Origin of the sequence: Nocardioides sp. (assembly GCF_044226765.1) — a bacterium.
Classification (GTDB): Bacteria; Actinomycetota; Actinomycetes; order Propionibacteriales; family Nocardioidaceae; genus Nocardioides.
In genome coordinates this window covers 74,909-90,410 of sequence record NZ_JBGAGJ010000006.1, presented here as the reverse complement: position 1 = coordinate 90,410, position 15,502 = coordinate 74,909, and the positions used below count along the sequence as shown (strand labels likewise).

The following is a 15,502-nucleotide window of genomic DNA, read 5'->3' as shown; positions in this document are numbered from 1 at the left end:
CCGAGCCTAGGGCGAGACAGCTAGGCGCAGAGGCCGTTCTCCGCAGCCGACTGCTTGTCGCCGTGGGGATTCTTGGCGCTGACGGCACCCTTGCCGAACGCGCCCAGTGGCTGGTCGTGCCGCACCTTGCGCCAGAGCACCTTCGCGTCGGGCGTGAGCTGCAGCCGGCCCCAGTTCGGGTCGCCCACCGGGAAGTCGGTGGTCGGGGCGGTGACGAACTTGATGTGCTGGAGGTCCGCGTGCCGCAGCGAGGCGGCGAGCTGGACCAGCTTGCCCGCGCTGGCGATGTCGGGGCTGGTCTGGATCGAGTCCGCCAGGCTGGACGCGAACCGGTAGAGCCGGTCGGGGCGGGTCAGGGTCCCGGTCGACTTCACCTTGGCGATCATCGAGGCGATGAACGCCTGCTGGCGCTTCATCCGGCCGAGGTCGGAGTTCGCCGTGGAGTGCCGCTCACGCACGTACTGCAGCGCCCGGTCGCCGTCCAGCGTCTGCGTGCCGGCGTCGAAGTGGATGTGCGCCACGGTGTCGTCGATCGGCTGCGGGATGCAGACCTCGACGCCCTTGAGCGCGTCGACCATGTCCTTGAAGCCGCCGAAGTTCACGGTGATGTAGGAGTCGATGTAGACGCCGGTGACCGCCTCGACCTGCTCGACGGTGCACTCGGGACCCCCGAGGGCGAAGGCCTGGTTCCAGATCACGTCGTCGGCGCCCGGCACCACCGTGTCGCCGTTGCGGCACTCCGGACGGTCGACCAGCGTGTCCCGGGCGATCGAGATCCCGTACGCCGAGCGGCGTCCCTCGGCGATGTGCAGCAGGATCGTGGTGTCCGAGCCGCCCTCACCGGCCTCCTTGTCGATCCCGCAGCCGTCGCACGAGCGGGAGTCGGTGCCCATCACCAGGATGTTCATCGCCGAGGTCGGCGGCGGCTTCCGGGCGTGGTGGTGGATCGGCTCACCGGCCGAGATCTTGTGGTCGACGTGCTGGTAGGCGTAGACGACCCCGGCCCCGGTGAGGAGCGCGACCACGAGCTCCGCGACGACGATGACGCGGAGGACCGCCAGGCGGTGGCGACGACGCTCGGCCTCGGGCACGCACGGTTCCTTCCCGGACCCTCCCAGATCCTGGGCACACCCTACGGACCTCCCGCAACACCGGGTGACCGATGTCCCGCACGGCGGCCGATCGGGCGCGGGGGCCTAGGCTGGCCCTCGTGTCCGATTCCCGCCAGAAGCTGTCGGCGGCACCGGTCAGGATGGGCGCATGACCAGCGCGACGGCGTACCGCCAGCACCTCGACCCGGAGTCCTGCTACCGGGCCGTGAAGTCGCGGGACCGTCGCTTCGACGGCGTGTTCTACACGGCGGTGCGCACGACCGGGATCTACTGCCGGCCCTCGTGCCCCGCGCGGACCCCGGCGTACGCGAACGTGACCTTCCATCCGAGCGCGGCGTCCGCCCAGGCGGCCGGGTTCCGCGCCTGCAAGCGCTGCCTGCCCGACGCCACCCCCGGGAGCCCCGACTGGGACGTCGCCGCGACCGCGGCCGGCCGGGCGATGCGGCTGATCGCCGACGGCGTCGTCGACCGCGAGGGGGTCGAGGGGCTGGCGCGGCGCGTCGGCTACACCCCGCGGCACCTGACCCGGCTGCTCACGGCCGAGCTCGGTGCCGGGCCGCTCGCCCTCGCCCGCGCCCGGCGGGCCCAGACGGCCCGGGTCCTCATCGAGACGACCGCGCTGTCGTACGCCGACGTCGCGTTCGCCTCGGGGTTCTCCAGCGTCCGCCAGTTCAACGACACCGTCCGGGAGGTCTACGCGTCCTCGCCGACCGAGCTGCGCGGGCGTCGCGGTGACCGGTCCACGACAGGGACCGTCGTGATGCGGCTCGGCGTGCGCACCCCGTTCGCCGGCGGCGCGCTGCTCTCCTTCCTGGCCCACCACCTGGTGCCGGGCGTCGAGGTGGCGGGGCCGGGCTGGTACGCCCGCACCCTCGACCTCCCGCACGGACCGGGGACCGTGCGGGTCGACCTCGGCGACCTGCCCGCGACGTCCGGTGCCGCGTTCGTCACCGCGACGTTCGAGCTCGCCGACCTGCGCGACACCGCGGCCGCGGTCGAGCGCACCCGGCGGCTGCTCGACGCCGACTGCGACCCACTGGCCGTGGACGACCACGTCGCGGGTGACCCGCTCCTGGGCCCGCTGGCACGGCGGTGCCCTGGTCTGCGGGTGCCCGGTCAGGTCGACGGCGACGAGACCGCGGTCCGCGCGGTGGTCGGCCAGCAGGTCAGCGTCGCCGGGGCGCGCACCGTGACCGGCCGGATGGTCGCCGCCCACGGGCGCCCGGTGTCGACGACGGTCGCCGGGCTCACGCACCTGTTCCCGGACGCGGCCACCCTGGCCGCCGTCGACCCGGCGACACTGCCGATGCCCCGGTCGCGTGGCCGGGCCCTGGTCGGCCTGGCAGCGGCGCTCGCCGATGGCACGGTGTCCCTCGACCGGGGTCCCGACCGGGACGCCGTCCGTGGTGCGCTGCTCTCGCTGCCGGGCATCGGGCCGTGGACCGCCGACTACGTGGCCCTGCGGGCGCTGGGTGATCCCGACGTCTTCCTGCCCACCGACCTCGGGGTGCGCAACGCCCTGGTCGGGTTGGGGCACGACCCCGCCGCCGAGCTGGCCCGGCAGGACGCCTGGCGGCCGTGGCGGTCCTACGCCCTGCTGCACCTCTGGAACACCCTGATGCCACCTGCCCCCGCCGCGACCTCCCACAGCAAGGAGAACTGACATGTGGACCGTGATGGAGTCCCCGATCGGACCGCTGCGCATCGTGGAGCGCGACGGCGCGATCACCGCGATCGAGTTCACGCCCTTCCACGACTCCGACGGGCGCCCCCGCGGCGACCGGGACGACGCGCAGCCCGTCCTCACCGAGGCCGTGCGTCAGCTCGAGGCCTACTTCGCCCGCGACCTCAAGGAGTTCGACCTCCCGCTGGCGCCCGCGGGCAGCGCGTTCCAGCAGCGGGTGTGGGCCGAGCTGCTGGGCGTCGGGTGGGGGGAGACCGCGTCGTACGGCGAGATCGCCCACCGCCTCGGGATGACGAACGCAGCCTCCCGTGCTGTCGGGCTCGCCAACGGCCGCAACCCGATCCCGATCGTCATCCCGTGCCACCGGATCATCGGCGCCAACGGGACCTTGACCGGGTACGCCGGCGGCCTGGACCGCAAGCAGCGCCTCCTCGAGCTCGAGCAGGATGCCTTGTTCTGACCGGATCGCGAAGCGATCCGGTCAGCGTGACAAGGCAGGTCGAGTGACCGCGCGAGCGAGGGACGAGCTCGCGACCGGTCGTATCGAGACCTGGTGAGACGAGAGCCAAGCTCTGGACCCTCGGCTCACCGGGTCTCGATACGCGCGTCGCGACCTCCTTCGTCGGTCGCGGCGCTACTCGACCTGGCTGCAGATTCTCGGACCTCGCACGCTCGGTCCGAGGCAGCTCAGTCCGCAGCGGCAGCCCGCCGCAGCGACTCGCTGAGCCGCTCGGCGGCGGCGAGGACGGCCGGGGCGTGCATGCGGCCCGGCTGGCGCGAGAGCCGCTCGAGCGGCCCGGACACGGAGACCGCGGCGATGACCTTGCCGCCGGGGGAGCGCACGGGTGCGGAGACGGACGCGACGCCCTGCTCGCGCTCGCCGACCGACTGCGCCCAGCCGCGACGGCGGATGCCGGACAGGGCGGCGGCCGAGAACGCGGCGTTCTGCAGCCCCCGGTGCATGCGCTCGGGGTCCTCCCATGCCAGCAGCACCTGGGCGGCGGACCCGGCGCGCATGGTCAGCTGCGAGCCGACGGGGATCGTGTCGCGCAGGCCGGACGGGCGCTCGGCGGCGGCGACGCAGACGCGGTGGTCGCCCTGGCGGCGCCACAGCTGTGCGGACTCGCCGGTGATGTCTCGCAGGCGCGCGAGCACCGGACCGGCCGTGGCCAGCAGCCGGTCCTCGCCGGCCGCGGCGGACAGCTCGGCGAGGCGGGGGCCGAGGACGAAGCGGCCCTGCATGTCGCGCGCGACGAGCCGGTGGTGCTCGAGGGCGACGGCGAGCCGGTGCGCGGTCGGCCGCGCCAGCCCGGTGCCGGCCACGAGTCCGGCGAGGGTGGCCGGCCCCGACTCGAGAGCGGTGAGCACGAGGGCGGCCTTGTCGAGGACGCCGACGCCACTGGTGTTGTCCATATGGCAATACTGACGTCTCAGGGAGTGGGATGCAAGCGGTACAGTCGACGACTGCCAGCACCCGCGCAGAGAGAGGGAGTGTGCCATGGGCAAGACCTTGGCCGAGAAGGTCTGGGACGAGCACGTCGTCCGGTCGACACCGGGGGAGCCCGACCTTCTCTACATCGACCTCCACCTGATCCATGAGGTGACCTCGCCGCAGGCGTTCGACGGTCTGCGGCTGGCGGGTCGGTCGGTGCGTCGTCCGGACCTGACGATCGCGACCGAGGACCACAACGTCCCGACCGTGGACTGGGACAAGCCGATCGCGGACCCGGTGTCTCGCACGCAGGTGGAGACGCTGCGTCGCAACGCCGAGGAGTTCGGGGTGCGGCTGCACCCGCTCGGTGACACCGACCAGGGCATCGTCCACGTCGTCGGTCCGCAGCTCGGCCTGACCCAGCCCGGGATGACGATCGTGTGCGGCGACAGCCACACCAGCACCCACGGTGCGTTCGGCGCGATCGCGTTCGGCATCGGGACGTCGGAGGTCGAGCACGTCCTCGCCACGCAGACGCTGCCGCAGGCCAGGCCGAGGACGATGGCGGTCACCGTCGACGGCAGCCTGCCCGAGGGCGTGACCGCGAAGGACCTGGTGCTGGCGCTGATCGCGCACACCGGCACCGGTGGCGGCCAGGGCTACATCGTGGAGTACCGCGGTCAGGCCATCGAGGAGCTCTCGATGGAGGGCCGGATGACGGTGTGCAACATGAGCATCGAGTGGGGCGCCAAGGCGGGTCTGATCGCGCCGGACCAGAAGACGTTCGACTACATCGAGGGCCGTCCGGAGGCGCCGACGGGCGCGGACTGGGATGCCGCGGTGGAGCACTGGCGCAGCCTGCGCACCGACGACGACGCCGAGTTCGACGCCGAGATCGTCCTGGACGCCACGACGATGACGCCGTTCGTCACGTGGGGGACCAACCCGGGCCAGGGCGTGCCGCTGGGTGGCACCGTGCCGGACCCCGAGGACTTCGAGGACGAGTCGGACCGGGTCGCGGCCGAGAAGGCCCTGCAGTACATGGGTCTGGAGGCCGGCACCCCGATGCGCGAGGTCAAGGTCGACACGGTCTTCATCGGGTCGTGCACCAACGGCCGGATCGAGGACCTGCGTGCCGCGGCCGCGGTGGTCAAGGGTCGTCACGTCGACCCCGACACCCGGCTGCTGGTCGTCCCGGGCTCGGTGCGGGTGCGCCTGCAGGCCGAGGACGAGGGCCTCGACGTGATCTTCAAGGAGGCCGGCGCCGAGTGGCGCGGCGCGGGCTGCTCCATGTGCCTGGGCATGAACCCCGACACCCTCTCGCCCGGCGAGCGCAGCGCGTCGACCTCCAACCGCAACTTCGAGGGCCGGCAGGGCAAGGGCGGTCGCACCCACCTGGTGTCGGTGCCCGTCGCCGCGGCGACCGCGATCCGCGGCACCCTCTCGTCCCCCGCCGACCTGCCCGACCTGCCTGACCTGTCCGCCGAGGAGGAGCTGTGATGGAGAAGTTCACGACCCACACCGGCATCGGCGTGCCGCTGCGCCGCAGCAACGTCGACACCGACCAGATCATCCCGGCCGAGTACCTCAAGCGCGTGACCCGCACCGGCTTCGAGGACGGCCTGTTCGCGGCCTGGCGCAACGACCCGTCGTTCGTGCTCAACGACCCGGCGTACGCCGCCGGCTCGGTGCTGGTCGCCGGCCCCGACTTCGGCACCGGCTCCTCGCGTGAGCACGCGGTTTGGGCCCTGCAGAACTACGGCTTCCGGGTCGTCATCTCACCGCGGTTCGCCGACATCTTCCGCGGCAACTCCGGCAAGGCCGGCCTGCTCGCCGCCCAGGTCGACGAGAAGGTCGTCCAGCAGCTGTGGGACCACCTCGAGGAGCACCCGGGCGCGACCGTGACCGTCGACCTGGAGTCGCGCACGGTGCGTGCCGGTGAGGGCCCGGACGCCATCGAGGACTCCTTCGACATCGACGACTACACCCGATGGCGACTGCTGGAAGGTCTGGACGACATCGGCATCACCCTCGGGCACGCCGACCAGATCGCCGCCTTCGAAACGAGCCGTCCGAGCTGGAAACCGGTGACGATCCACGCCGACTGATCGACTGCGGTGGTGGGCGAATTCCCAAGCGGGCTTGGGGATTCGCCCACCTGCTATTTGCGGCCGGCGTACTTGCCAGATGTCGGAAGAGACCGAATGTGGCTCTGCTGAACGCTTCTGAGCCCGATCGGCGCTGGGAAATGATCCGAAAATGCTCCCAAGAAACGCGGTCAAGGTGATTGTGGCCACGGCCGCGAATACCTAGCGTGCGAAGCAGCTAGTCGAGCATGGGCTCGACCATCGGTCGTTCATTGGAAGGGAAGACAGTGAACAAGTCAGAGTTCATCGACGCACTCTCGGCGCGTTTCGAGGGAAACCGCAAGCAGGCTGCGCACGCCCTCGAGTCCGTGCTCGACACGATCACCCGCGAGGTGGCCAAGGGTGAGAAGGTCGCGATCACGGGCTTCGGCTCGTTCGAGAAGCGCGTCCGCGAGGCCCGTTGGGTGCGCAACCCGCAGACGGGTGCGCGGATCAAGGCCAAGAAGACGGCCGTGCCGAAGTTCACCGCCGGCGCCGAGCTGAAGAACGTCGTGTCGGGTGCGAAGAAGCTCCCGAAGCTCACGATCGCGACCGGCACCGCCGCCGCGAAGAAGGCGACCGCCCCGGCCAAGAAGGCGGCGGCGGCTGCGACGAAGAAGGCGGCTCCGGCCAAGAAGGCGGCTCCGGCCAAGAAGGCGGCGGCCCCGGCCAAGAAGACCGCTGCGAAGTCGACGCCGGCCAAGAAGACCACGACGGCGAAGACCGCCGCCAAGAAGGCGCCGGCGAAGAAGGCGCCCGCCAAGAAGGCGCCCGCGAAGAAGGCTCCGGCCGCGAAGAAGGCTCCGGCCAAGAAGGCGTCGGCAGCGAAGAAGGCGCCGGCGAAGAAGACCACCACGGCGAAGAAGGCGCCCGCCAAGAAGGCTCCGGCCAAGAAGGCACCCGCCAAGAAGACGGCCAAGAAGGCCTGACCTCTCGGGACCCACGGAAGACGGGCCGCCACCTCCTCGGAGGTGGCGGCCCGTACCGCGTCCGGGGCGTGCGTCAGGTGAGGGCCGCGGTCGCGGGCCCGACGCCGAGGGCCACGGCGTCGCGCAGGTCGTCGAGGTCGTCGACGTCGCGGCGCACGGACGCGGCCGCGCCCAGGATCTCCCGGGCGCCCGCGTCGAGGTGCGCCTCCCGGGAACCGACCCCGAACCGTGGGTCGAACTCCTCGTAGGTCGCGGTGTAGAGGGTCGTGCCGACCCCGGCCGCGTCCGGGACGAACGCCGGGTGCGGGCCGGCGGCGGCGAGCGCGGCGTCGAGGTCCGCCGGCCGCAGCGCCGGCAGGTCGGCACAGAGCGCGACCGGCCGCAGCGCGGGCCACCTCCGGTGGGCCTCGGCGGCCGCCTGGCGCAGCGTTCCGTTCAGGTCTCCGGCGACACCGTCGGGGATCGCCGCGGTGCCCAGGCCGGCCAGCCGGGTCGAGAACCTGGCGTCGTCGGTGACCACCAGCACCTCCGCGACGGTCGCTGCGGCCACGCAGGCCGCGACGGTGTCCAGCGCGAACGCCTCCGCCAGCGCGCGCCGGTCGGCGGCGCCCACGGCGTGCAGCCGGGACTTGCCGACGGCGGGGGGCTTGACGGGCACCAGCACGACGTACCGCACCGGCGGGTCGGAGGAGGGGGTGGACACGGTCATCGTGTGCCGATCCTGTCAGGTCCCGACCGAGTAGCCTGCGCCTGTGGTCGTTCGCAAGATGCAGGAGAAGCGCAGCTGGGCGTGGGTCGTCGCCGAGCCCATCGTGAGGGCTGCGCTCGTGGCCACCACCAAGCCGCAATGGGTCGGCGGGGAGAACATCCCGGCGGCCGGCGGCTGCATCCTGGTGCTCAACCACGTCTCGCACGTCGACCCGCTGACGGCGGCCCACCTGGTCTACGACCACGGCCGACTGCCGCACTACCTGGCGAAGTCGGGGCTGTTCAAGAACAAGGCCTTCGGCCGCTTCCTCCTCGCGGCGGGCCAGATCCCGGTCGAGCGGCTCAGCAAGAACGCCGCCGGCGCGTTCGACGCCGCGGTCGAGGCGGTGCGCGAGGGCAAGTGCGTCGTCGTCTACCCCGAGGGCACCATCACCAGGGACCCCGACGGCTGGCCGATGACCGGCAAGTCCGGCGCCGCCCGGATCGCGCTGGAGACCGGGTGTCCCGTCATCCCCGTCGGGCAGTGGGGCGCGCAGGAGCTGCTGGCGCCGTACGCGAAGAAGCCCGACCTCTACCCGCGCAAGGTGGTGCAGATGAGGGTGGGTGAGCCCGTCGACCTGTCGGACCTGGTGGAGAAGCCGCGCACGGCGCAGGTCATCTCCGAGGCGACCGACCGGATCATGGACGCGATCACCGTCCTCGTCGCGCAGGTGCGTGGTGAGAGCGCACCGCGCGAGCGGTTCGACATGAAGAAGGCAGGCGTGAAGCAGACCGGCAACCCCCACAAGCAGGAGCGGCGGGCATGAGGGGGCACGGCAAGGTCGCCGTCTTCGGCGCCGGGTCCTGGGGCACGGCGTTCTCGATCGTCCTCGCGGACGCCGGCAACGACGTGACCATCTGGGCGCGGCGCGAGGAGGTCGCCGAGGCCATCAACGGCCGGCGCGAGAACACCGACTACCTGCCCGGGATCGAGCTCCCGCCGCAGGTGTCGGCGACGCACGACGTCGAGAAGGCCGCCCACGACGCCGACCTGGTCGTCCTGGCCACGCCGTCGCAGACGCTGCGCGCGAACCTGGTCGACTGGGCGTCGTACCTCGAGCCGGACGCCGTGCTGGTCTCGCTGATGAAGGGCGTCGAGCTCGGCACGCTGGAGCGGATGAGCCAGGTGATCGGCGAGGTCACCGGCGCCGGGCCCGAGCGCATCGCCGTCGTCAGCGGTCCCAACCTGGCCAAGGAGATCGCGCGCCGGGAGCCCGCCGCCTCGGTCGTCGCCTGCGCGGAGGAGGACGTCGCGCGAGCCCTGCAGGCCCGCGTGCACTCGCCGGCGTTCCGCCCCTACACGAGCCCCGACGTGCTGGGGTGCGAGCTCGGCGGCGCCTACAAGAACGTCGTCGCGCTCTCGGTGGGGATGGCGGTCGGGCTGGGTTTCGGCGACAACACGACGGCCTCGGTCATCACCCGGGGACTCGCGGAGACGGCCCGTCTGGCGACGGCGCTCGGCGCCAACCCGCTGACGCTCATGGGCCTGGCCGGGCTCGGCGACCTGGTGGCGACCTGCTCGTCGCCGCTCTCGCGCAACCGCACGTTCGGCGAGAAGCTCGGCCAGGGCATGACCACCGCCGACATCATCGCGGCCACCCGCCAGGTCGCCGAGGGCGCGAAGTCCTGCTCGTCGCTGCTGGCACTGGCCGAGCGGACCGGCGTGGACGCGCCGATCGCCCACCACGTCGACGCGGTCGTCGCCGGACGGATGACGGCGCAGGAGATGATGGACTCCTTCATCGCCCGCGACACCAAGGCCGAGATCTACTGAGCCGAGCAGCGGCGCGCGAGGGACGAGCGCGTCGCGTGGGCTCGGCCAGGTCGAGTAGCGACCGCGGCTGAGGAACGAAGCCGCGTCGGAGCGTATCGAGACCCGGCGACCTGTCGGGGAGTTCCTGACGTTGTCAGGCGTTGCAACCCCCGACAACGTCATGAAGTCCCTGACAACCCCGGATGAATCCCCGGCCGACCGGGGACTCATCCCCTTCCCACGACCGACCTGCACCCGACCGGCGCCGGACAGTCAGCCCAGGTCGTCCAGGGCGGCCCGGAGGTCGTCCCAGAGGTCCTCGACGTCCTCCACGCCCACCGACAGGCGCACGAGGCCGTCGGGGATCGTCGCAGGCTCCGCCTTCCAGCGCCGGCGCCGCTCGAACGTCGACTCGACCCCGCCCAGCGAGGTCGCGTGGACCCACAGCCGGGTCTTGTGCACGAGCAGGTCGGCGGCCATCGCGCCCTGGGCGAGCACGATCGAGACGATCCCGCCGAAGCCGGGGTAGCGCACCTCGGCGACCGCCGGGTGGTCGGCGAGCCGCCCGGCCAGTGCGGTGGCATTGGCCTGCGAGCGCTCGACGCGCAGGTGCAGGGTGCGCATCCCGCGCAGCGCCAGGAACGCCTCGAGCGCCCCGGGCGTGGCGCCGAGCAGGTCGCGACGACCCTTCAGCACGCCGTGCAGCTGCTCGTCGGCAGTGACGACCGCGCCCATCAGGACGTCGCTGTGGCCGGCGAGGAACTTGGTCACCGAGTGCACGACCAGGTCGGCGCCCAGGCTCAGTGGCTGCTGGAGCAGCGGGGTCGCGAACGTGTTGTCCACCACGACGTACGCGCCCGCATCGTGGGCGGCCGCGGCGATCCGCGGGATGTCGGCGACCTCGAGCGCCGGGTTGGTGGGCGACTCGAACCACACCAGCGCCGCGTCGTCGCACGCGGCCACGACCGCCTCGGTGTCGGTGATGTCGACCAGGCGCGTGCGGAGCCGGCCGCGGCTCTCGAGGTCGGCGAGGTGGAGCAGCGTGCCGGTGTAGGAGTGGGCGGGCGCGACGACCAGCGCGTCCTGTCCGACCAGGTCGAGGACCGTGGTGACGGCGGCCATGCCGGAGGAGAACGCCAACGCCCGACCGCCCTCCAGCACCCCCAGCGCGTCCTCGAACGCCGTCCAGGTGGGGTTGGCGTAGCGGCCGTACTCGAGGTCGCCGCCGGCGACGTACGTCGACGCCAGCGTGAGCGGGGTGTTGAGCGGCTGGTCGGGCTCGTGCGGCGGCCGTCCCGCCGTGACGGCGACCGTGGCGGGCTTCCAGGCGTCGGTCATGCCCTGAACCCTAGGCCGACCCTGCCGGATAGGGTCATCGGCGATGACCGAGCCCTCCCGCCGCAAGCCACGCGTCGCCGTCGTCTTCGGCGGGCGCTCCAGCGAGCACGCCATCTCCTGCGTCACGGCGGGCAGCGTGCTGGCCGCGATCGACCGGGACGCCTACGACGTGGTCCCGATCGGCATCGCGACCGACGGTCGCTGGGTGCTCGAGTCGGGTGACCCGGAGCGGCTGCGCATCGAGGGACCGGACCGGTTGCCCGAGGTGGACGGTGACCGCGCGACGATCGCCCTCGCGCCCGAGGCGGCGTCGACGGGCCTCGTGGTGACCGAGCCGGCGCAGCCGCCGCGGACCCTGGGCGAGGTGGACGTGGTCTTCCCGCTGCTGCACGGACCGTGGGGCGAGGACGGCACCATCCAGGGCATGTTCGAGATGGCCGGGGTGCGGTACGTCGGCGCCGGCGTGCTCGCGTCCGCCGTGAGCATGGACAAGGCGTACATGAAGGTGGTGCTGGCCGCTGCCGGGCTGCCCGTGCTGCCCTCGACGACCGTCACGGCGCGCCAGTGGGCGGCCGACCCGGCCGGCTGCCGCGACCGCGCTGCCACCCTGGGCTACCCGCTCTTCGCCAAGCCCGCCCGCGGCGGGTCGAGCATCGGCATCTCCAAGGTGCACGACGCCGGCGAGCTCGACGAGGCCGTCGAGGAGGCGCTGCGCTACGACCCCAAGGTGCTGCTCGAGACCTACGCAGCGGACGCCCGCGAGGTCGAGTGCGGCGTGCTCGAAGCCCTCGACGGCACCCCGGAGACCAGCCTGCCGGCCGAGATCCGGATCTCGGGGGAGCACGAGTTCTACGACTTCGCCGCGAAGTACCTGCCCGAGGAGCACACCGAGCTCGACGTGCCGGCGGTCCTGCCCGACGACGTCACCGCGCGTGTCCGGGAGATGTCGGCACAGGCCTTCGAGGCCGTCGGGTGCGAGGGTCTGGCCCGGGTCGACTTCTTCCTGCTCCCGGACGGTCGCGTGGTCGTCAACGAGATCAACACCATGCCCGGCTTCACCCCCACCTCGATGTACCCCCGCATGTGGGCGGCCTCCGGGGTGGACTACCCGGCCCTGGTGGACCGGCTGCTCCAGCTCGCGCTGCGCCGCGAGACCGGCCTGCGCTGACGCGGAGGAGGCCGGCCCCCCGGACCTCGTGATGCTGGCGGGAGGACTCGGGGGAGATGGAGGATGGTCGTCGTGACCGACCCGGAAGGGCGACCCGTCGCCCGTGGCTGGCGGATGAGCGGTGGGGACCTCGACGACCGCGCGCTGACCGGCGCGATCTGTGACGAGTTCGTGCCGCGCCTCGAGGTGGTTCCGGGCTACCTGGGCGTCGTCGTCCTGCTCGACCGGGGCCGCAAGGTGCTGCACGGGGTGTCTCTGGGACGGGGAGGAGTCGCGGGCGCGATCCGCGCCCGAGGTCGGACGTCTGGTGGCGGCGACGACGGCGCTCGCGGGGGTCGAGCTCGGGGGTCCCTGGGACGTCGACATCGCCTTCAGCTGGCTCAACGCCCTCGCGCTGCGGGTGGACCGCTCGACGGACGTCCAGAGCCTCTGCGTGCGGCTGGCGAGGCTCGAGGGCGGTGACGCCGCGGAACCGCACCTGGTCGATCGGCTGCGGCGCCACTCGTCGGACTCGGTGGCCCCGATGCCGGGATGCGTGGGCGTGCTCCTCCTCGTGGAGCCGGACGTCCCGGCCACGACCGCGGCGACCTTCTGGACCGATGCGACCTCGGCGGCACGCACCGACCGGGGGAGCGAGGAGGTGCGCGCCGCGGTGGTCGCGTCGGTGGCCCACACCTCCACCTCCTCGGGGATCTTCGAGGTCCTGGTCAGCCGGCCGATGACCCGGCTGGTCCGCTGATCCGCCCTCAGTGACAGCGGCCGACCCGCTGCAGGTGCTGCTCGACCAGCTTGCCGACGGCACCGATCGAGTTGGTGAACCCGTCGGGACGCAGCTCCCCGGGCACGACCAGCTCGACCCGGGGGCGGTAGTTCATCTCGGTGGTCGTCACGTCGAGGGTCTCGTCGTCGGAGAGGAGCACGTCGTCGGGGACGTACCAGCCGGTGCGGTCCATCTGGACGCAGGTCGAGGTGTCGGTGAAGCCGTCGGGCTCGCCGACCCCGCAGGTCAGCACGATCGAGGGGTCGCCCCAGGCGGCGCCGTACGCCGTGTCGCCGGTGACGTCGACGCGGTCCTGGCCGGCCAGCGTGTCGGGGAGCGCGGCGACCAGGTCGCGGCACGCGGCGGCGTCGGCCGGGGACGGGTTCGGGGCGACGATCTCCGGGCTGCTCGACGAGCAGCCCGCCAGCGCGATGACCAGGGCTACTACGACCGGCCCCACGACCAGCACGGACGCGACGACGCCCCGCGTCCGGGCGGACTCGGGGCGTCGGCGACGTGCGGCGGACGGCACCTAGATGTGCACGACCGGGCAGGTCAGCGTGCGGGTGATGCCGTCGAGGTTCTGGACCTTGGAGACCACCAGCTTGCCGAGCTCGTCGACGTTGCGGGCCTCGGCGCGCACGATCACGTCGTACGGGCCGGTGACGTCCTCGGCGAGCGTCACGCCCTTGACCTGGGCGATGGCGGCGGCGACCTCCGCGGCCTTGCCGACATCGGTCTGGATCAGGATGTACGCCTGGACGACCATCGGGCTCTCCCTGTGGGGTTCGGGTCTGCTGGCTCTGACCGGGTCAACCTACCGTGCGGTCACAGCACGCCGGTAGGGACGGTCGTCCCGGGTGCGGGGTGCGGGATCTGGTGGGATGGGCGCATGCCGATCCCCGCAGACGCCACCCTCGCCGACGTCGGCGAGTTCGGACTCATCGACGAGCTCGTCGGCCTGTTCCCGCAGGGGGAGCAGGTGCTGGTCGGGCCGGGCGACGACGCCGCGGTGCTGCGCGTGCGGACCGGCCACGTGGTGGTCTCCACCGACCTGGTCGTCGAGGGTCGCCATTTCCGCCGCGACTGGGCGAGCGCGGAGGACGTCGGGCACCGGGCCGCCGCCCAGAACCTGTCCGACGTCAACGCGATGGGCGGCCGGGCCGGCTCGCTCACCATCGGCCTCGCCGCCCCCGCGGACCTGCCTGCCCGGTGGGCGCTCGACTTCGCCCGTGGGTTCGCCGACGAGTGCTCGCTGGTCGGGGCGTCGGTCGTCGGCGGCGACCTCACCCGCGCGGACCAGGTGGTCATCGCGGTGACGGTCATCGGGGCGTGCACGCAGTCACCGGTGCTGCGCTCGGGTGCCCGGCCCGGGGACGTGCTGGCCATCACCGGCCGTCAGGGATGGTCCGCCGGGGGGCTGGCCGTGCTGGGCCGGGGCTTCCGGTCGCCGCGGGTCCTGGTCGAGGCCTACCGCCGGCCGGAGCCGCCGTACGCCGCCGGCCCCGTCGCGGCCGAGGCCGGCGCGACGGCGATGATCGACGTCTCCGACGGTCTGCTCGCCGACGCCGGCCACCTCGCGGCGCGGTCGGGCGTCGCGATCGACGTGCACGCGGCGGCGTTCGAGGTGCCCGAACCTCTCCACGCGGTCGGCGCCGCGCTCAACGCCGACCCGCTCCAGTTCGTGCTCGGCGGGGGCGACGACCACGCGCTGCTCGCGACGTTCGAGCACGTCGAGGACGTGCCGCCGGGCTGGGCGGTCATCGGCGAGGTGGTCGCCGGCGAGGGCGTCACGGTCGACGGTGCGGCGTACGACGGCCCGACCGGCTGGACCCACTTCTGAGCACCGCCCAGCCTGAGCTCGCGAAGGCTGGGATCCCGGTGCCAGGCCGAGTAGCGCCCGCGACCGAGGAACGAGGTCGCGACGGCGCGTACCGAGACCGCGGTGAGCCGAACACCGGCACCGAGCGCCGGCAGAGGGGTCTCGATACGCTCGCTGGCGCTCGCTACTCGACCACCGAGGAGAGGGCGCTCGCTACTCGACCACCGAGGAGAGGGCGCTCGCTACTCGACCACCGAGGAGAGGGCGCTCGCTACTCGACCACCGAGGAGAGGGCGCTCGCTGCCCGACCGGCAGGTGCCGGACGCATGCGAAAGGCCCCGACCGATCGGTCGGGGCCCCTGCGAGGTGCTCAGGTCAGCGCGTGACCTTGCCGGCCTTGAGGCAGCCGGTGCAGACGTTGAGACGCTTCGGGGTGCCGTTGACGGTGGCCCGGACGCGCTGGATGTTGGGGTCGAAGCGACGCTTCGTGATCTTGCGCGACCACGGCCGGTTGTTGCCGAAGCCGGGCTTCTTGGCGCAGATGTCGCAGACGGCAGCCACCGTGAACTCCTGAAGAAATCGAAGATGCTTGACGTGTGAGGGCCCGGCGCGGGGCGCTGGGCAACCGCAC

Annotated in this window: 17 protein-coding genes; 10 read left to right on the top strand and 7 right to left on the bottom strand. The window is 72.5% G+C overall.

Features of this window, described 5'->3' with window-relative positions; genetic code table 11:
- Positions 1-20 precede the first annotated feature (20 nt).
- The gene (locus tag ACILRH_RS14090; protein WP_395694273.1) at positions 21-1,091 is read right to left on the bottom strand and encodes an LCP family protein; all 1,071 of its coding nucleotides are present in this window, start codon (positions 1,089-1,091) and stop codon (positions 21-23) included.
- Between the two features lie 169 nt (positions 1,092-1,260).
- Between ACILRH_RS14090 and ACILRH_RS14085 the strand changes: the two genes are divergently transcribed.
- On the top strand, positions 1,261-2,775 hold the full coding sequence (locus ACILRH_RS14085) for an AlkA N-terminal domain-containing protein (protein WP_395694272.1): 1,515 nt from the start codon (positions 1,261-1,263) through the stop codon (positions 2,773-2,775).
- Between the two features lies 1 nt (position 2,776).
- A complete protein-coding gene (locus ACILRH_RS14080; RefSeq protein WP_395694270.1) occupies positions 2,777-3,256 on the top strand; it encodes a methylated-DNA--[protein]-cysteine S-methyltransferase in 480 nt (159 codons plus the stop codon).
- A gap of 227 nt (positions 3,257-3,483) precedes the next feature.
- Here ACILRH_RS14080 and ACILRH_RS14075 read toward each other — a convergent pair whose 3' ends face one another.
- Positions 3,484-4,209 (bottom strand): IclR family transcriptional regulator, encoded by a 726-nt coding sequence (locus ACILRH_RS14075; protein WP_395694268.1) that lies wholly within the window; start codon positions 4,207-4,209, stop codon positions 3,484-3,486.
- An 85-nt stretch (positions 4,210-4,294) separates the two neighbouring features.
- Here ACILRH_RS14075 and leuC point away from each other — a divergent pair, with 85 nt between their 5' ends.
- The 3 genes from leuC to ACILRH_RS14060 all read left to right on the top strand — a co-directional run bounded on the left by leuC (position 4,295) and on the right by ACILRH_RS14060 (position 7,283).
- Positions 4,295-5,728 carry a 3-isopropylmalate dehydratase large subunit gene (gene leuC, locus ACILRH_RS14070; protein WP_395694267.1) on the top strand — a complete coding sequence of 478 codons (1,434 nt, stop codon included), beginning with the start codon at positions 4,295-4,297 and terminating at the stop codon, positions 5,726-5,728.
- Positions 5,728-6,336: a 3-isopropylmalate dehydratase small subunit gene (gene leuD, locus ACILRH_RS14065; protein ID WP_395694265.1), complete on the top strand. Its 609-nt coding sequence runs from the start codon at positions 5,728-5,730 to the stop codon at positions 6,334-6,336. The genes leuC and leuD overlap by 1 nt, the downstream gene beginning before the upstream one ends.
- 266 nt (positions 6,337-6,602) lie before the next feature.
- Positions 6,603-7,283, top strand: a complete 681-nt coding sequence (locus ACILRH_RS14060) for an HU family DNA-binding protein (protein WP_395694263.1) — start codon at positions 6,603-6,605, stop codon at positions 7,281-7,283.
- Between the two features lie 73 nt (positions 7,284-7,356).
- Here the strand turns inward: ACILRH_RS14060 and cofC are convergent, their stop codons facing one another.
- Positions 7,357-7,992 carry a 2-phospho-L-lactate guanylyltransferase gene (cofC, locus tag ACILRH_RS14055; RefSeq protein ID WP_395694262.1) on the bottom strand — a complete coding sequence of 212 codons (636 nt, stop codon included), beginning with the start codon at positions 7,990-7,992 and terminating at the stop codon, positions 7,357-7,359.
- Positions 7,993-8,035: 43 nt separating this feature from the next.
- On the opposite strand from cofC, the gene ACILRH_RS14050 reads away from it, so the two are divergent.
- Together ACILRH_RS14050 and ACILRH_RS14045 are read left to right on the top strand one after the other, a co-directional pair.
- Positions 8,036-8,797 (top strand): lysophospholipid acyltransferase family protein, encoded by a 762-nt coding sequence (locus tag ACILRH_RS14050; protein WP_395694261.1) that lies wholly within the window; start codon positions 8,036-8,038, stop codon positions 8,795-8,797.
- Positions 8,794-9,804 carry an NAD(P)H-dependent glycerol-3-phosphate dehydrogenase gene (locus tag ACILRH_RS14045; protein WP_395694259.1) on the top strand — a complete coding sequence of 337 codons (1,011 nt, stop codon included), beginning with the start codon at positions 8,794-8,796 and terminating at the stop codon, positions 9,802-9,804. The genes ACILRH_RS14050 and ACILRH_RS14045 overlap by 4 nt, the downstream gene beginning before the upstream one ends.
- 252 nt (positions 9,805-10,056) lie before the next feature.
- On the opposite strand, the gene ACILRH_RS14040 is transcribed toward ACILRH_RS14045, so the two are convergent.
- Positions 10,057-11,121 (bottom strand): trans-sulfuration enzyme family protein, encoded by a 1,065-nt coding sequence (locus ACILRH_RS14040; RefSeq protein WP_395694258.1) that lies wholly within the window; start codon positions 11,119-11,121, stop codon positions 10,057-10,059.
- A 43-nt stretch (positions 11,122-11,164) separates the two neighbouring features.
- On the opposite strand from ACILRH_RS14040, the gene ACILRH_RS14035 reads away from it, so the two are divergent.
- Together ACILRH_RS14035 and ACILRH_RS14030 are read left to right on the top strand one after the other, a co-directional pair.
- Positions 11,165-12,289, top strand: coding sequence for a D-alanine--D-alanine ligase family protein (locus tag ACILRH_RS14035; RefSeq protein WP_395694256.1), 1,125 nt, complete (start codon positions 11,165-11,167; stop codon positions 12,287-12,289).
- 307 nt (positions 12,290-12,596) lie between these two features.
- Positions 12,597-13,028, top strand: a complete 432-nt coding sequence (locus tag ACILRH_RS14030) for a hypothetical protein (protein WP_395694254.1) — start codon at positions 12,597-12,599, stop codon at positions 13,026-13,028.
- 7 nt (positions 13,029-13,035) lie between these two features.
- On the opposite strand, the gene ACILRH_RS14025 is transcribed toward ACILRH_RS14030, so the two are convergent.
- Both ACILRH_RS14025 and ACILRH_RS14020 read right to left on the bottom strand, forming a co-directional pair.
- Positions 13,036-13,581: a DUF3515 domain-containing protein gene (locus tag ACILRH_RS14025; RefSeq protein ID WP_395694252.1), complete on the bottom strand. Its 546-nt coding sequence runs from the start codon at positions 13,579-13,581 to the stop codon at positions 13,036-13,038.
- Positions 13,582-13,818, bottom strand: coding sequence for an Lrp/AsnC ligand binding domain-containing protein (locus ACILRH_RS14020; protein ID WP_028636164.1), 237 nt, complete (start codon positions 13,816-13,818; stop codon positions 13,582-13,584).
- Positions 13,819-13,941: 123 nt separating this feature from the next.
- Here ACILRH_RS14020 and ACILRH_RS14015 point away from each other — a divergent pair, with 123 nt between their 5' ends.
- Positions 13,942-14,892 carry a thiamine-phosphate kinase gene (locus ACILRH_RS14015; RefSeq protein WP_395694251.1) on the top strand — a complete coding sequence of 317 codons (951 nt, stop codon included), beginning with the start codon at positions 13,942-13,944 and terminating at the stop codon, positions 14,890-14,892.
- Between the two features lie 354 nt (positions 14,893-15,246).
- Here ACILRH_RS14015 and rpmB read toward each other — a convergent pair whose 3' ends face one another.
- Positions 15,247-15,432, bottom strand: a complete 186-nt coding sequence (gene rpmB / locus ACILRH_RS14010; protein WP_011756723.1) for a 50S ribosomal protein L28 — start codon at positions 15,430-15,432, stop codon at positions 15,247-15,249.
- Positions 15,433-15,502: the final 70 nt, after the last annotated feature.